Origin of the sequence: Archangium primigenium, assembly GCF_016904885.1 — a bacterium.
GTDB classification, from domain to species: Bacteria; Myxococcota; Myxococcia; order Myxococcales; family Myxococcaceae; genus Cystobacter; species Cystobacter primigenius.
Genome location: NZ_JADWYI010000001.1, coordinates 2,192,558 through 2,208,131, shown reverse-complemented (window position 1 = coordinate 2,208,131; position 15,574 = coordinate 2,192,558). Strand labels below are relative to the sequence as shown.

Annotated in this window: 14 protein-coding genes; 10 read left to right on the top strand and 4 right to left on the bottom strand. The window is 69.7% G+C overall.

Going from position 1 to position 15,574, the window contains the following annotated elements; translation table 11 throughout:
- The first annotated feature begins 28 nt into the window (after positions 1 to 28).
- Complete coding sequence (locus I3V78_RS09370) at positions 29 to 2,251, top strand: spermidine synthase (RefSeq protein ID WP_204486195.1); 2,223 nt, start codon at positions 29 to 31, stop codon at positions 2,249 to 2,251.
- Positions 2,252 to 2,273: 22 nt separating this feature from the next.
- Here the strand turns inward: I3V78_RS09370 and I3V78_RS09365 are convergent, their stop codons facing one another.
- The 3 genes from I3V78_RS09365 to I3V78_RS09355 form a co-directional block, all read right to left on the bottom strand.
- Complete coding sequence (locus tag I3V78_RS09365; protein ID WP_204486193.1) at positions 2,274 to 2,837, bottom strand: anthranilate synthase component II; 564 nt, start codon at positions 2,835 to 2,837, stop codon at positions 2,274 to 2,276.
- Positions 2,834 to 4,324 carry an anthranilate synthase component I family protein gene (locus I3V78_RS09360; protein ID WP_204486191.1) on the bottom strand — a complete coding sequence of 497 codons (1,491 nt, stop codon included), beginning with the start codon at positions 4,322 to 4,324 and terminating at the stop codon, positions 2,834 to 2,836. The genes I3V78_RS09365 and I3V78_RS09360 overlap by 4 nt, the downstream gene beginning before the upstream one ends.
- Positions 4,325 to 4,412: 88 nt before the next feature.
- Positions 4,413 to 5,069: a type 1 glutamine amidotransferase domain-containing protein gene (locus I3V78_RS09355; RefSeq protein ID WP_204486189.1), complete on the bottom strand. Its 657-nt coding sequence runs from the start codon at positions 5,067 to 5,069 to the stop codon at positions 4,413 to 4,415.
- Between the two features lie 200 nt (positions 5,070 to 5,269).
- Between I3V78_RS09355 and I3V78_RS09350 the strand changes: the two genes are divergently transcribed.
- Positions 5,270 to 5,782 (top strand): GreA/GreB family elongation factor, encoded by a 513-nt coding sequence (locus tag I3V78_RS09350; protein ID WP_204486187.1) that lies wholly within the window; start codon positions 5,270 to 5,272, stop codon positions 5,780 to 5,782.
- Positions 5,783 to 5,795: 13 nt separating this feature from the next.
- On the opposite strand, the gene I3V78_RS09345 is transcribed toward I3V78_RS09350, so the two are convergent.
- Positions 5,796 to 6,599 (bottom strand): SDR family oxidoreductase, encoded by an 804-nt coding sequence (locus I3V78_RS09345; protein ID WP_204486185.1) that lies wholly within the window; start codon positions 6,597 to 6,599, stop codon positions 5,796 to 5,798.
- 103 nt (positions 6,600 to 6,702) lie between these two features.
- Here I3V78_RS09345 and I3V78_RS09340 point away from each other — a divergent pair, with 103 nt between their 5' ends.
- From I3V78_RS09340 to I3V78_RS09305, 8 genes are all read left to right on the top strand, one after another.
- On the top strand, positions 6,703 to 7,059 hold the full coding sequence (locus I3V78_RS09340) for an HNH endonuclease (RefSeq protein WP_204486183.1): 357 nt from the start codon (positions 6,703 to 6,705) through the stop codon (positions 7,057 to 7,059).
- A gap of 397 nt (positions 7,060 to 7,456) precedes the next feature.
- Positions 7,457 to 8,119, top strand: a complete 663-nt coding sequence (locus I3V78_RS09335) for a cytochrome c3 family protein (RefSeq protein WP_204486174.1) — start codon at positions 7,457 to 7,459, stop codon at positions 8,117 to 8,119.
- Entirely contained in the window at positions 8,107 to 11,349 is a 3,243-nt protein-coding gene (locus I3V78_RS09330; protein ID WP_239576365.1) for a TAT-variant-translocated molybdopterin oxidoreductase, read from the top strand. The genes I3V78_RS09335 and I3V78_RS09330 overlap by 13 nt, the downstream gene beginning before the upstream one ends.
- Before the next feature lie 3 nt (positions 11,350 to 11,352).
- Positions 11,353 to 12,780 (top strand): NrfD/PsrC family molybdoenzyme membrane anchor subunit, encoded by a 1,428-nt coding sequence (gene nrfD / locus I3V78_RS09325; protein ID WP_204486172.1) that lies wholly within the window; start codon positions 11,353 to 11,355, stop codon positions 12,778 to 12,780.
- A 2-nt stretch (positions 12,781 to 12,782) separates the two neighbouring features.
- Positions 12,783 to 13,337, top strand: a complete 555-nt coding sequence (locus I3V78_RS09320) for a DUF3341 domain-containing protein (RefSeq protein ID WP_204486169.1) — start codon at positions 12,783 to 12,785, stop codon at positions 13,335 to 13,337.
- Positions 13,334 to 13,903: a c-type cytochrome gene (locus I3V78_RS09315; protein ID WP_204486167.1), complete on the top strand. Its 570-nt coding sequence runs from the start codon at positions 13,334 to 13,336 to the stop codon at positions 13,901 to 13,903. The genes I3V78_RS09320 and I3V78_RS09315 overlap by 4 nt, the downstream gene beginning before the upstream one ends.
- Positions 13,900 to 15,111, top strand: a complete 1,212-nt coding sequence (locus I3V78_RS09310) for a hypothetical protein (RefSeq protein ID WP_204486165.1) — start codon at positions 13,900 to 13,902, stop codon at positions 15,109 to 15,111. Before I3V78_RS09315 ends, I3V78_RS09310 begins: the two co-directional genes overlap by 4 nt.
- Positions 15,108 to 15,557 carry a hypothetical protein gene (locus I3V78_RS09305; protein ID WP_204486163.1) on the top strand — a complete coding sequence of 150 codons (450 nt, stop codon included), beginning with the start codon at positions 15,108 to 15,110 and terminating at the stop codon, positions 15,555 to 15,557. Before I3V78_RS09310 ends, I3V78_RS09305 begins: the two co-directional genes overlap by 4 nt.
- Positions 15,558 to 15,574 lie beyond the last annotated feature (17 nt).

Below are 15,574 nucleotides of genomic sequence, written 5' to 3'. Positions count from 1 at the left end.
GAGAGCGCGCGTATGCTGCCGCCCGCCCATGCTTCCCTACGCCGCGACCCTCTTCCTCAGCGCGTTCCTGCTCTTTGGCGTGCAACCCCTGGCGGGCAAGTACTCCCTGCCGTGGTTTGGCGGCACCTCGACCGTCTGGACGACGTGCATGCTGTTCTTCCAGGCCATGCTCCTGGGAGGCTACGCGTACTCCTACGTCTCCACGCGCTGGCTGACGCCGCGCAAGCAGGCGCGGGTGCACCTGGGCCTGCTCGGCATCACGGCGGCGGTGCTGCTGGGCCGCGTGCTGGTGGAGGGCTCGCCCGTGGCCCCCGGCCCCGAGTGGCGCCCGGCGGCGGATGGCATCTCCACCTGGCGGCTGCTCGCGATGCTCGCGGCGACCCTGGGCCTGCCCTTCTTCACGCTGTCCACCTCCGCGCCGCTGCTGCAGAGCTGGTTCAGCCGCGCGAAGCCCGGCGTGTCCCCGTACCGGCTCTATGCCCTGAGCAACACGGGCTCGCTCCTGGCGCTCCTGGCCTATCCGCTGCTCGCCGAGCCCTGGCTGAGCCGGGGCGTGCAGGCATGGGCGTGGGGCCTGGGCTTCCTGGTGTTCGCGGTGGGCAGCGCGGTGTGTGCCCGCAACACGATGAAGCTCGAGGAGCCCGCGGCGGCGGCGGTCGTGCAGGAGAAGCCGGCCGAGGCGGAGGGCGCGGACGAGGCGGCGCCCGGGGTGCCGCGCACGCTGGGCTGGCTTGGCCTGAGCACCCTGGCGTCGGTGCTGCTCACGGCCACGACGAACCAGATGTCGCAGGACGTGTCCGCGGGCCCGTTCGTCTGGGTGCTCCCGCTGGCGCTCTACCTCATCACCTTCATCATCGCCTTCGAGCGCGAGGCGCTCTACTCGCGCACGGGCACGGCGCTCCTGCTGCTCGGCTCGGTGTACGGCGTGGCGCGCATCACCTACGAGGGTCCCCACGTGCCCCTGCCCATCCAGGTGCTCGTGTACTGCCTCACGCTGTTCTCCGGGGCGCTGCTGTGCAACGGCGAGCTGTACCGGCTGCGGCCCGCGCCGCGCCACTTGGGGGCCTTCTACCTGTGGGGCTCGGTGGGCGGCTTTCTCGGCACGGCGATCGTGAACCTGGTGGCGCCCAACGTGCTGCGCACCTACCTGGAGTTCCCCCTGTCGCTCAGCGCGTGCTGCCTGCTCGCGGCGATGCTGCTCCTGCGGCGCGCGGACGACGAGAGCATCCCCCGGGCGGCGGTGCGCTTCGCCCCGGCGCTGGGCCTGCTGCTCGTGTCGGTGGGCGTGCACCTGGCGGACGCGGACACCCGCCGGCCGCTGGACTCCTGGCGCGGCTTCTTCGGCGTGGTGCAGGTGGGGCAGAACAAGAGCCCGGGCAACGAGAACCACGCCTTCCTGCTGCGCCACGGCGTCATCATCCACGGCGTGCAGTACACGCAGAATGGCCGGCGGCTGAAGCCCACGGCGTACTACACGCCCGACAGCGGGCTCGGTCTGGCCATCCAGGAGCAGCGTCGGCTGCGCGAGGTGGCGGGCAAGGCGCCGGGGCTGAACATCGGCGTGCTGGGCCTGGGCATCGGCACCACGGCGGCGCTCGGACGGCCCGAGGACACGCTGCGCTTCTATGAGATCAACCCCCAGGTGATCGAGCTGGCCGAGGGCAAGGGCGACTACTTCACCTTCCTCAAGGACACGAAGGCGAAGTACAGCATCCACGAGGGCGACGCGCGCATCCTCCTGGAGCAGGAGTTGGCCAAGGGTCAGGGCCAGGGCTTCGACGTGCTCGCGGTGGACGTGTTCAGCTCGGACTCCATCCCCGTGCACCTGCTCACCGAGGAGGCCGTGGCGCTCTACCGCCAGCACCTGGCGCCCGGGGGCGTCATCGCCCTGCACATCAGCAACGTGCACCTGGACCTGTTGCCCATTCCGCTCGCGCACGCGCACAACCTCGGGCTGCACCTCACGCGCGTGCACACCAAGGGCAACGACGAGGCCGAGAGCGAGGACAACACCTGGGTGCTGCTCGCGCCGGACAAGGACTTCTCGCGTGGGGAGACGTTCCTCGCGGAGAGCGACGAGCGGGTGAAGCGGCTCGCGTACGACATCACCCCGCCCGTGCGCTGGACGGATGACCTGAGCAGCCTCTTGCCCGTCATCCGCACCACGGACGAGCCGGACCGCTCGGGCATCCGCGTGGAGCCCTCGGGCAAGCCCGAGTCCGCCCCGGTGGCGGCGCCCGCGGTCCCCTGAGCCGCATACGGCGGGCGGCGGCCTACAGCCGCCCGTCGAGGAAGTTGCGCACCAGCTTGGGCCCCTCGGGCGTGAGGACACTCTCCGGGTGGAACTGCACGCCCACCACCGGAAGGGTGCGGTGGCGCAGGCCCATGATGAGGCCGTCGGGGGACCAGGCCGTGGCCTCCAGTTCGCGCGGGAGCGTCGCGGCGTCCACCACGAGCGAGTGGTAGCGCGCGGCCTGGAAGCCCACGGGCATGCCGACGAAGAGGCTCTGGCTCTCGTGGCGCACGGTCACCGTCTTGCCGTGCACGGGCTCGGGGGCGCGCACCACCTGGCCGCCGAACACCGCGCCGATGGACTGGTGGCCCAGGCACACGCCGAGCACCGGCACCTTCGCGGAGCGGATGGCGGCCATGCTCACGCCGGCCTCGTTGGGGGTGCACGGCCCCGGGGACACCACCAGGTGCGAGGCGCCCGAGGCGGCCACGCCTGCGGCGTCGATCTCGTCGTTGCGCACCACCTTCACCTCGGCGCCCAGGGAGTAGAGCAGTTGCACGAGGTTGAAGGTGAACGAGTCGTAGTTGTCGATGACGAGGATCATCGCACGCCTCCCTGGTGCGCCTGCTGGAGGGCCGTGGCGAGCACGCGCGCCTTGGCCTCGGTCTCATCGGCTTCCTTGGACGGCACGGAGTCCGCCACGAGCCCCGCGCCCGCCTGCCACATGGTGCGCTCGCCATCGATGTAGAAGGTGCGCAGGGCGATGGCCAGGTCCAGCGCGCCACAGAAGGACAGGTAGCCCACGGCGCCCGCGTAGGGGCCGCGGCGCATGGGCTCCAGCTCGTCGATGATCTGCATGGCGCGAATCTTCGGTGCGCCGGAGACGGTGCCCGCGGGGAACGTCCAGGCGAGCGCGTCCAGGGCGTCGTACTTCGCGTCGAGCTGGCCGCGCACCTGCGAGACGATGTGCATCACGTGGCTGTAGCGCTCGATGACCATCAGATCCTCGACGCGCACCGAGCCCGGCGCGGCCACGCGGCCCACGTCGTTGCGGCCCAGGTCCACGAGCATCATGTGCTCGGCGCGCTCCTTCTCGTCCGCGAGCAGCTCCTTCTCCAGTGCCTGGTCCTCGGCCTCGGAGGCGCCGCGGCGGCGGGTGCCGGCGATGGGCCGCACCACCACGTCCCCGTCGCGCACCTGCACGAGCAGCTCCGGCGAGCCGCCCACGAGCGCGCGCGACTCGCCCATGTCCAGGTGGAAGAGGTAGGGCGAGGGGTTGATGCGGCGCAGGGCGCGGTAGAGCGACAGGGGCGGCGGGGCGCCACGGGCCTCGAAGCGGCGGGCGAGCACCACCTGCATGCAGTCGCCGGCGCGGATGTACTCCTTCACGCGCTCCACGGCGGCCTCGTAGCCGGCGCGGTCCCAGGCGACCTTCACGTCCAGGGGCGTGGTGGCGACGGGCTCGGGCGCGTAGGCCTCGGCGGAGATGGGCCGGAGCAGCCGCTGCGCGAGCCCCTCGGCGCGCGCCTGGGCGTCCTTGAGCGCCGCCTCGACGCCACCGTGCAGCGCGGGCCGGGCGATGGCGGTGGCGTGGAGCGTCTGGGTGCGCGAGTCGAGGGTGACGAAGTCATCACACAGCAGCCACTCGGAGTCCGGGAAGGACGTGTCGGTGGGGTGCCGGTCGGGCACGTGGCGCTCGAACCAGGACATGCAGTTGTAGCCGAGGTAGCCCACGAGCCCGCCCATGAATGGGGGCTCTCCGGGCAGCATGGCCACGGCGTTCTCGCGCCACACCGCGCGCAGCACGTCCAGGGGTTTGCCCTCCAGGCGCCGCGACTCCCGGCCCCGCCAGAGCGTGCCCCCGCGGGCATCGAGCCGCAGGCGGCCCGCGGGCGCAGGACCCACGTGGCTGTAGCGACCGAAGCGCTCGCCACCGTGGCAGGACTCGAGGATGAAGCCCCCCGCCCCTCCGAGCTTGAGGTAGGCAGACAAGGGCGTGTCGAGGTCGGCGGGGAGCACCACCGAGACGGGGACCGCCTCCCCCTTCTCCGCGCGCTGGCGGTAGGCCGCCTTGCGCTCCTGAGCGTTCATCTGCGTGCCTCGCGATGGGTTGGATTTCCGGTGTTATCCTCTTTTCGAAGCACCGGCGGCAACTCCAACCCATCGGGCGCCAGAGGCGTCAGCGCGCGAGGGCGGTGCGCAGGGGCCGGATGGCCACCAGGCCCATCACGGCCGCCAGGGCCCAGCGGCCCCAGTGCGTGCGGCTCTCGGGCACGGGGTGGTTGCGCGGGGCGTGCTCGGCGAAGAGCTGCACCATGCCCTTGATGAAGTGGCGCATGTCGTGGGGGCCGCGGCTGGAGAACCAGCGCTCGTCGCGGACGCCGGACTCGTCCACCCATTCCGCGCCGGCGTTGCGCAGGTCGTCCTTGATGCCCGGCCAGGCCGACAGCTTGCGCCCGCTCACCAGCCCCGCGGACACGAGCACCCAGGGCCCATGGCACAGGGTGGCGATGGGGCGCTGGAGCCGGTCGATCTCCCGCACGAAGTCGAGCACGGCATCGCTCTGCCGGAGCGCGTCCGGGTTCTGGAAGCCGCCGGGGATGAGGATGGCGTCGAAGTCCTTGGGCCGGACCCGGTCCACGGTCTCGTCCACGGCGACCTTCTTGCCGGGCCACATGAAGTTGATGCCGCGGATCTTCCCCTTGTGCAGGGAGACGATGTCCACCTGCGCGCCCCGCTTGCGCAGGGCCTTCACGGGAATCGTGAGCTCCACCTGCTCGAAGCCGTCCGCCGCCAGCACGCCCACCCGGATGCCCTTCAGCGTCTTCCTCGCCATGCGCCACCTCCTGAAGTCGTGGTCTTGGGGATGAAGATGGTGTCCTCCCCCGTCCCGGCAGGCGCGGCCCGCCGGACCGAGGAGGGAGCGGGAAGACGAGGGCCCCCCGGCTTCGGACAGGCGTCCGGGGAAGGGCCGCCCGGGGGTCCGCATCCTTATAATAGAGGGGTTCACGTGGCCCCCACGGGCGAGGGAGCACCATGTCGAAGGCCTTCACCAAGGAGGACGCGGGAGGGGAGGACATCCTGCCGCCTCCGCGTCCCCGCTCGGCCTCGGGAGACAAGCGCTACATCACCGCCGAGGGCTACCGCGCCTTGCAAGAGGAGCTGGCGGCGCTGACGGCCCCCCTGAGCCAGGAGCAGAAGGAAACCCAGGCCCGCTTGGGTGAGGGGGCGGCCCGGCAGCGGGCCCACCGGGCGCGGCAGGTCGCGGCCACCCTGGAGGAGGTCCAGGTGGTGACGGAGGTCCCGGACGAGCGGCACGTCTTCTTCGGCGCCTGGGTGCGACTGGAGGACGAGGCGGGCGAGGAGACGTCCTACCGCATCGTGGGGCCGGACGAGGCCGAGGTGAAGGAGGGGCGGCTGAGTGTCGAGTCGCCGCTGGCGCGGGCCCTGCTGGGTCGGGAGGAAGGGGAGTCCGTCCGCGTCGAGCGCCCCCGAGGGGCCATCGAGTACACGGTCACCCAGGTCACCTATCACCCGCCGACGAGCTGAGGTCCCCGGCGGCTCAAGGCCGTTGGGGCTTCATCATTCGTGAGGCGATGCGGTCCGCCAGCCCGGGCAGGAGCGCGCGCAGGGCCATCAGCAGCCGGGGGGCGGGCACCATCACCAGCTCGCGCTCGCGCCGGTCCATGCCCCGGAGGATGAGGGCCGCGCAGGTGGCGGCGTCCATGATGCGCTTGCCCTGCTCCTCGGCGATGTCCTCGTGGCCCACCGAGCCATCGGGGCCGTAGGCGCGGGAGCGGATGGGGGTGGCGACGAAGCCGGGGCAGACGACGAACACGTCCACGCCGCTGCCGAGCAGCTCGATGCGCAGCGAGTCGAAGAAGCCCTGCATGGCGTGTTTGGTGGCGGAATAGCCGCTGCGGCCGGGGACACCCGACTTGCCCGTGAGGGAGGAGACGGCCACGAGCAGCCCCCGGCGGGCCTTGAGGTGCGGCAGGGCGTGGTGGGTGCAGTAGACGGAGCCCAGGTAGTTGACCCGCATGAGCCGCTCGAAGACGGACAGGTCGGTCACCTGCTCGAAGCGCCCCCGCATGACGACGCCCGCGTTGTTCACCAGGACGTCGATGCCCCCGAAGGCCTCCACGGCCCGCTCCACCAGGCGGCGACAGGCCTCGGGGTCGCTCACGTCGGTGGGGACCACGAGCGCGCGGCCCCCCGCCCGCTCACACCGCTCGCGCACCCGCTCCAGCGCCGTGGCGTCCCGCGCCGCCAGCACCAGCCGGGCGCCCCGCGCGGCGAGCGCCACCGCCAGCTCCTCGCCGATGCCCGAGGACGCCCCCGTGATGACCACTGTCTGTTCCGTCATGGGGCCATGCTCGCATTCCGGGCGGCCGAAGGGGAGCCAGCCGCTCCCGCCCGACTCCAGGCCCGGTGGCGCGCGGCCCGCGCGGGTCCTAGGAAGAGAAGGGATGAGCGCCGCCAAACGCCGCCGGGTCCTCGGCATCGTGGCCACCGACGCCACCTTCGAACGGACCGAGCACCGGGGCCGCGAGGTCTGGCTCGGCAAGTGCCTGCACTGCAACGCCCATCTGGTCATCGGCCTGGACGGCGAGCCCGTCAGCCGCGCCACCATCGAGCACATCGTGCCGCAGGTGCACGGGGGCTCGGACGACCTGGGCAACCTGGGCCTGGCGTGCGCGCGCTGCAACCAGGGCAAGGGCAGCCGGCACGACCGCCACTTCCAGCGGGATCCGCGGGTGCGCGAGCTGGTGGATCGGCTGCTCGCGAGGCGCCGGGAGCGCTGGCGTGAGCCCGAGGAACCCTAGGGCCACCCGGGGCTTTCAACCCCCCTTCCATATTCCAGAAGAGATCGTCATCGGCTCTGCTTTCTGATCGCGCCAGGAGTCCTGGGTCGTGGTATCCCGCGCGCCGCGCACCCTGTAGAGCGGAACACAGAAAGGTTGACAGCCTGATAATGATGCCCGATGGTCACGCGCCGCGTTGGGAAGGGACGAGGAGGATCGACCCCGCCCACGCCATCTCTTTCGAGGGTTGGGGTCGGGTGTCTCCGCGAAACTCCCATGAAGGTGGGAGTCCTCGCTGCCTTAGCAACGCCAATGCGCTTCTTGTTCCAGTCTCCCCGTGCTTCTCTCCGGTCCCAGCGCCCCGTCCTCCCGGTGGCGACGTCCGGAGGGGTCCACTGACTAGCCCCCCGGTCCTGGTATGAGCGGTCCTCTCTTCCCACGATGGACGAACACGGCGTCGCGCGCTTCGGCCGCGGCCCTCCTTGCCCTCCCCGCGATCGCGCTTGGCGGTCTGATGGCGTACGTACGGTCTCCGTTCGTCACCAACCAGCACCGTCCGATCGAACAGCCCATCGAGTTCGACCACCGGCATCACGCGGGTGACGAGCAGATCGACTGTCGCTACTGCCACTTCTCCGTCGAGAAGTCGCCGTCGGCGGGCATTCCTTCCACCACGGTCTGCATGTCCTGCCACGCGCAGGTGTGGAACAAGAGCCCGTACCTGTCGGTGGTGCGGGAGGCCTACTTCACGGATCGGGCGATCCCGTGGGTGCGCATCCACAACCTGCCGGACTTCGTCTACTTCAACCACGCCATCCACGTGGCCAAGGGCGTCGGTTGCGTCACGTGCCACGGGCGCGTGGACGAGATGGGCGCCATCGAGCAGGTGGCTCCGCTCACCATGCAGTGGTGCCTGGACTGCCACCGCAACCCCGCGCCGAACCTGCGTCCGCAGGAGTTCATCACCAGCCTGACCTGGACGCCCCCGAAGGATCCGGCCGAGGCCAAGGCGCTCGCGGACAAGCTGTACACCGAGAACGACGTTCACTCGCGCACGAGCTGCTCCACATGCCACCGCTGAAGCCCACGCTCGACGGAGCCCCCATGAAGGACACCCCCGCTTCCTTCGCCCTGCCGGTTGTCACGGACGCGGCCCCCGCGGCGGCGCACGCTCACGAGCATGCGCACGACGTGGTCGGTGACGCGCTCGAGCACGCGGCCTCGCAGAGCGCCCACACCTCCACCACCGAGGGCGCCTACGGCAAGACGTACTGGCGCAGCCTCGAGGAGAAGCTCGGCCAGTCCGAGTACCTCGAGGAGACCCGTCCCGAGTTCCCCCAGGGCGCGGACCTGCCGCCCACGGGCGTGGCCCGCCGCCAGTTCATGCAGCTGCTCGGCGCGTCGCTCGCCATGGCCGGCGCCACCGCCTGCTCCACCCGTCCGGTGGACGAGCGCATGGTGCCCTACACCCGCACGCCGCCGGAGCTCGTCCCCGGCAACCCGCTGACGTACGCGTCGGGCATGACGTTCGGTGGCCACACCTCCGGCGTGCTCATCACCGCGCGCGAGGGTCGGCCCATCAAGGTCGAGGGCAACCCGCAGCACCCGGTGAATCTGGGCGCCGCCGGTGTGTTCGAGCAGGCCTTCCTGATGTCGCTGTACGATCCGCAGCGCGCCCGCGTGGTGCGCTACCGCAAGGAGCCCCGCTCCCTGCGCACGTTCGGCGAGGAGCTCGGCAACACGCTCGCGCGCTCCGTGCAGGCCAACGGCGGCGGTCGCATCCGCTTCCTCACCGAGCCCAACACCTCGCCCGTGCAGGAGCACCTGCACACGCGCATGCGGGAGCGGCTGCCCAACGCCCGCTTCCAGGCCTACACCTCGGTGAGCCAGGACGCGGCCAGCGAGGGTCTGCGCGCGGTGTTCGGCCAGGCGGCCCACCCGCTGTACGACTTCGCCAAGGCGGACGTGGTCGTCTCGCTGGACGCGGACTTCCTCGAGAGCCGTCCGGCCAACCTCGCCTACGCCCGCGCCTTCGCGCGTCGGCGTGACCCGGCCGAGGGCGAGCTCAACCGCCTCTACGTGGCCGAGCCGCGCTACACCATCACCGGTGGCATGGCGGACCACCGCCTGCGCGCGCGCTCCCAGGAGATCATCGCCATCGCCGCCGCGCTCGCCGCGCGCGTGGGGGGCCCGGCCGCGAGCCTCGGCGCCGCCGCCGGCCAGAAGGCGAAGCTCAACGAGCACCACCAGAAGTGGGTGGACGCCGTCGCCGCCGACCTGAGCGCCCACACGGGCCGCTCGCTGGTGCTCGCCGGTGAGCGTCAGCCCGCCGCGGTGCACGCGCTGGCCGCCGCCATCAACGCGGCGCTCGGCAACGAGGGCAACACGGTCAGCTACGTCGCCAGCGTCACCAACGAGACCACCAGCGACGCCAGCCTGCGCCCCCTCGTGGAGGAGCTCAACGCGGGCGCCGTGGACGTGCTCGTCATCACCGCCTGGAACCCCGTGTACCGCGCGCCCGCGGACCTGGGCCTCCAGGAGGCGCTCGACCCGGCGAAGAACCCCAACCGCGCCAAGCTCACCGTCATCTACACCTCGCTGTTCGAGGACGAGACGAGCGCGTACGCCGACTGGTTCATCCCGGCCGCGCACGAGCTGGAGGCCTGGGGTGATGGCCGCTCGCACGACGGCACGGTCTCCATCGTGCAGCCGCTCGTGCAGCCCATCTTCAACGGCGTGCCCACCACGGAGCTGCTCGCGCTGTTCCTCGGTGAGCCCTACCGCGGCAGCTACCAGATCCTCCGGGACTTCTGGCGGGGCCGCTCGGCCGCCGCCGAGGACTTCGAGACGCCGTGGGAGACGTGGGTGTCCGTGGGCATCGTGCCCAACAGCGCCTCGGCCCGCCTCACCTCCAACACCCTCAACGCCGCGGGCGCCAGCGCCCTGGTGAACGCCTACCAGGCGCCGGCCGCCGAGGGCCTCGAGGTGAACTTCGTCGCCGACTACAAGGTCTACGACGGCCAGTTCGCCAACATGTCCTGGCTGCAGGAGCTGCCGGATCCCATCTCGAAGATGACGTGGGACAACGCCGCCTACCTGAGCCCCACCACCGCGCGCGCGCTGAACCTGCAGCCCGGCGACGTGGCGACGCTCACCTACGGCGGCCGCTCGCTGGACGTGCCCGTGTGGATCATCCCCGGCACGGCCGACAACGTCGTGGTGCTCCCGCTGGGCTACGGCCGCACGGGCGTGTTCGAGACGGTGGCCAAGGAAGTGGGCTTCAACGCCAACCGGGTGCGCAGCATCAACGCGCCCTGGTTCGACGGCGGCGCCAGGCTCGAGAAGAAGTCGGCCACCCACAAGTTCTCGCTCACCCAGCAGCACTGGCGCACCGAGGGCCGTCCCATCGCCCTCGACATGTCGGTGGAGCAGTTCCGCGCCGAGCTCGAGAAGGACAAGAACAAGGCGAGCCCCATCTTCGCGCGCGTCAAGGGCGAGCAGGTCAACCTGATGCCCGAGGTCCAGGACGTGACCACGAGTCACGGGGACCGCGGCGGCCAGGGCTACAAGTGGGCCATGGCCATCGACCTGGCGCGCTGCACGGGCTGCGCCGCGTGCGTGGTGGCCTGCCAGTCGGAGAACAACATTCCCGTGGTGGGCAAGGAGCAGGTGGCCCGCAGCCGCGAGATGCAGTGGCTGCGCATCGACCGCTACTTCTCCGGCCATGAGCTGAATGATCCCGAAATGATCATGCAGCCCATCGCCTGCGTGCACTGCGAGAAGGCGCCCTGCGAGTACGTGTGCCCCGTGAACGCCACCGTCCACTCGGACGAGGGCCTCAACGACATGGTGTACAACCGCTGCGTCGGCACGCGCTACTGCTCGAACAACTGCCCGTACAAGGTCCGCCGCTTCAACTACCTGCACTACACCGCGGACAAGACGCCCACGCAGAAGATGATGATGAACCCGGACGTCACGGTGCGTAACCGCGGCGTCATGGAGAAGTGCACCTACTGCGTGCAGCGCATCGAGCGCGTGCGCATCAAGGCCCGCGTGGAGAAGCGCTCCATCTTCGAGAAGGAGCTGCAGACGGCCTGCCAGCAGACGTGCCCCACCGAGGCCATCGTCTTCGGCACGCTGAGCGACCCGAACTCCACGGTCAGCAAGCACCACCAGGACGAGCGCGCCTACAAGCTCCTCAAGGAGCTGGGCACCGCGCCGCGCACCGCCCACCTCATCCGTCTTCGCAACCCCAATCCCGCCCTCGCGTCCGCCGCGCACGCCGCGGAGCACGAAGGAGGCCACTGAGCCATGGCCGAGACAGCCACCTCCCACTTCCCCCCGGGCGTCGATCCGCTGGAGCCGCGGGCGCTCGTCGCGCCGCACCACGACGACGCCACGCTCAACGAGACGCTGCTCGACCACGTCTGGCGCAAGCCGGGCAAGGGCTGGTTCCTGCTGTTCGGAATCGCCCTGGTCGGCCTGGGCATGTTCCTGGTCGCCGTGACGATGACCCTCGCGCGCGGCATCGGCGTGTGGGGCAACAACCAGCCCAACGGCTGGGCGTTCGACATCGTCAACTTCGTGTGGTGGGTCGGTATCGGCCACGCCGGTACCCTCATCTCCGCCATCCTCCTGCTCTTCCAGCAGAAGTGGCGCACGAGCATCAACCGCTTCGCCGAGGCGATGACCATCTTCGCGGTCATCTGCGCGGGCCAGTTCCCCCTCTTGCACACGGGGCGTCCCTGGTTCGCCTTCTGGCTCTTGCCCTACCCGAGCACGCTCGGCGCCTGGCCCCAGTTCCGCTCTCCGCTGGACTGGGACGTGTTCGCCGTGTCCACGTACTTCACCGTGTCGCTGCTCTTCTGGTACGTGGGCCTCATCCCGGACCTGGCGGCGCTGCGTGACTCCTCGCCCACCAAGCTCCAGCGCACCATCTACGGCCTGTTCTCGCTCGGCTGGCGCGGCTCGGGCCGCCACTGGCACAACTACAAGATTGGCTACCTGCTGCTCGCGGGCCTCTCCACGCCGCTGGTGCTCAGCGTGCACACGATCGTGTCCTTCGACTTCGCCACGGGCCTCATCCCCGGCTGGCACGCCACGATCTTCCCGCCCTACTTCGTCGCCGGCGCCGTGTTCAGCGGCTTCGCGATGGTGATCACGCTCATCGTCCCCGCGCGCAAGTACCTCAACCTCCGGGACGTCATCACCGACCGCCACCTGGAGAACATGAACAAGGTCATCCTCGCGACGGGCCTCATCGTGTCCTACGGGTACATGATGGAGCACTTCATCGCGTGGTACTCGGGCAGCGAGTACGAGATCTGGACCTTCTACGTGAACCGCGCCCGGGGCCCGTACTGGCAGGTGTACTGGCTGATGATCGCCTGCAACGTCATCACCCCGAACATCTTCTGGTTCCGCAAGTGCCGCACGAGCATCCCCATCATGTGGGTGGCCTCCATCGTGGTGAACATCGGCATGTGGTGCGAGCGCTTCATCATCATCGTGACGTCGCTGACGCAGGACTTCCTGCCCTCCTCGTGGGACCTGTACAGCCCCACCTGGGTGGACTGGTGCCTCTACATCGGCACGCTGGGCCTCTTCAGCACGCTCTTCCTCTTGTTCCTCAAGTTCGTGCCCGCGGTGGCCATCAGCGAGGTGAAGGAGCTGCAGCTCGAGCTCAAGCACGCCGCGCACCACGCCGCGCACGGCCATGACACTCACGGAGCGCACTGACCATGTCCGCTGACACCAAGGTCCTGGACAGCTGGTTCCTCGCCGAGTTCGCCACCCCCGAGGCGCTGGTGGATGCCACGCGCCAGATGCGGGAGAAGTACGGCTACGAGGGGATGGACACCTATTCCCCCTACCCGCTGCACGGCGGCTCGGAGGCCCTGGGCCTGCCGCCCTCGCGCGTGCCCTTCATCGCGCTCATCGGCGCGCTCACCGGCATGGTGACGGCCATCTCGATGATGGCCTACATGAACGGCTACGACTACCCCATCAACGTGGGTGGCCGTCCCCAGTACAGCCTGCCGGCGTACGTGCCCATCACGTTCGAGCTCACCGTGCTGTTCGCGGCGTTCGGCATCTTCTTTGGTCTGCTGGGCCTCAGCCGGCTGCCGCAGCCCTACCACCCGGTGTACGAGCACGACGCGTTCCGCACGGCCACCACGCACGGCTACTGGCTGAGCGTGCCCAAGACCGTGAGCGTGCAGTCGGACACCATCATGGAGCAGCTCAAGTCGCTGGGCGCCACCCAGGTGACGGTTGTGACGGGAGAGAAGGAATGAGGCGGCTCATCCCCGTGGCCGGGCTCGCCCTGGCCGCTTGTAATGTCCCGTCCGAGTTCCTCCAGCGCATGGAGGAGCAGGCCAAGTACGAGTACTACGAGTCGAGCTCGTTCTGGGCGGACGGTCGCGCCATGCGCACCCCGCCCGAGGGCACGGTTCCCCGGGAGCGCCTGGTGGGTGACCCGGCCCTGACCACGGGCCGCGTCGCCGGTCAGTTCGTCAGCGCCCTGCCCCGCTCGCTCAAGGTGGACCGCGCGCTGCTCGAGGAAGGCCAGAAGAAGTACAACATCGTCTGCGCCCAGTGCCACGGCCGGCTCGGCGACGGCAACAGCGTGGTCGCCGAGAACATGGCGCTGCGCCTGCCGCCCTCGCTGCACGAGATCGCCAACAAGCCGGATGGCCACTTCTACGTCGCCATCACCGAGGGCTACGGCGCCATGCCGTCGTTCGCGGGTGAGCTCAACATCCAGGAGCGTTGGGCCGTGGTGGCCTACGTTCGCGCCCTGCAGACCGCCCGCTCGGCGACCGCGGGCGGCACGCAGCCGGTGCCTCAGGAGAACCGATGATTGCCGTGGACCGTTTCGACGGCCCCTCGAAGGTGATGCTGGGCGCGGGCGCCGTGGGCGTCCTGGGCCTCTTGGCCACCTTCGCGGGCCTCTTTCTCGACCCCCAGGCCTCGGCGTACGGCTACCTGTTCGGCTTCTGCTACTGGCTGGGCATCTGCGTGGCCTCCATCATCATGGTGGCCATCTTCCACACCGCCAAGGTCAAGTGGATCATCGTGCTGCGCCGCACCATGGAGACCATGGGCGCCAGCGTGGTGTTCTTCGCCGTGCTCATCATCCCCATCCTGCTCACGGTCAAGCAGCTCTTTCCCTGGGTGGACGCCGAGAACTGGGTGTTCCCCGGCACCGACGGCGTGAAGTACACCCCGGTGGAGCTGCACCACCTGCACCACAAGCACCCGTACCTCAACCTGACCTTCTTCTACATCCGTCAGGCCATCTACTTCTTCACGTGGATCTTCGTGTCCTGGCGGCTGCGCTCCTGGAGCCTGCAGCAGGACACCACGGGTGAGCTGGAGCTGACGGCCAAGAAGCGGCGCTTCGCCCCGGGCACCCTGCCCTTCCTGGCGCTGACCATGACGTTCGCGGCCTTCGACTGGCTGATGACGCTCACCCCCCTGTGGTTCAGCACCATCTTCGGCGTCTACTACTTCGCCGGCAGCTTCCTGGCCGCCTTCTGCATCGTGACCATCGTCACGGTGAACGCCCAGGACAAGGACGGCTACGGCTCGCTCGTCACCGCCGCGCACTACCACAACCTCGGCAAGCTCATGTTCGCCTTCACGGCGTTCTGGGCCTACATCGCCTTCTCCCAGTTCTTCCTCATCTGGATCGCCAACCTTCCGGAAGAGGCGGGCTGGTACAAGCTGCGCATCGAGGGCCCCTGGCTGCCGGTGTCCCTGTCGTTGTTGGTGGGACACTTCCTCCTGCCTTTCTTCACGCTGCTATCGCGCAAGCTGAAGCAGCGCCCCCAGGCGATGGCCGTCGCGGGCGTGTACCTGCTGGTCATCCACGCCGTGGACATGTACTGGCTCATCTGGCCGGCGTTCTCCCCCAGGGCTCCGTCCTTCCACTGGTCGCTCCTCACCGCCTTCGTGGGCGTGGGTGGCACGGCGGTGGCGGGCGCCTTCTGGTTGAGCAAGGGCCGGTATACGGTTCCCGTGAAGGACCCCTACATCTCGGAGTCGCTGAGGTACGTGCAGCCATGAAGAAGTCCCAGGTGGAGATTGAGTCGCGCGTCATCCATGGCGCGCACGGCGTTTCCGCCGAGGAGGACCACATCCTCACCGGCAAGGTCGTCCAGGTGGGTGTGGGTGCCCTCGTCATCTTCATCGTGGGTGGAATCTGGGCCTGGCGGCTGCAGATCGCCACCACCGAGGAGTTCGCGCCCGGCGGTCCCGCGCCCATCCCGGCGCTGATCACCCCGGACAAGGACTACAAGACGGCCTACGAGATCGGCATCGTCAACCAGCGGCTCTTCAGCCAGGACACGCACGCGGAGGAGAAGATCGCCGCGCAGCAGAAGGCCCTGGACGAGGGCACGGGTGACCAGCCGGGCGTGCGCAGCCATGTGCCCATCTCCCAGGCCATGGATCAGTTCATCCGCGACCAGGCGGCCCCGCGCGCCCCCGCCGCGCCGTCCCCCCAGCAGTAGCCCCGCGGTAAGAGAGG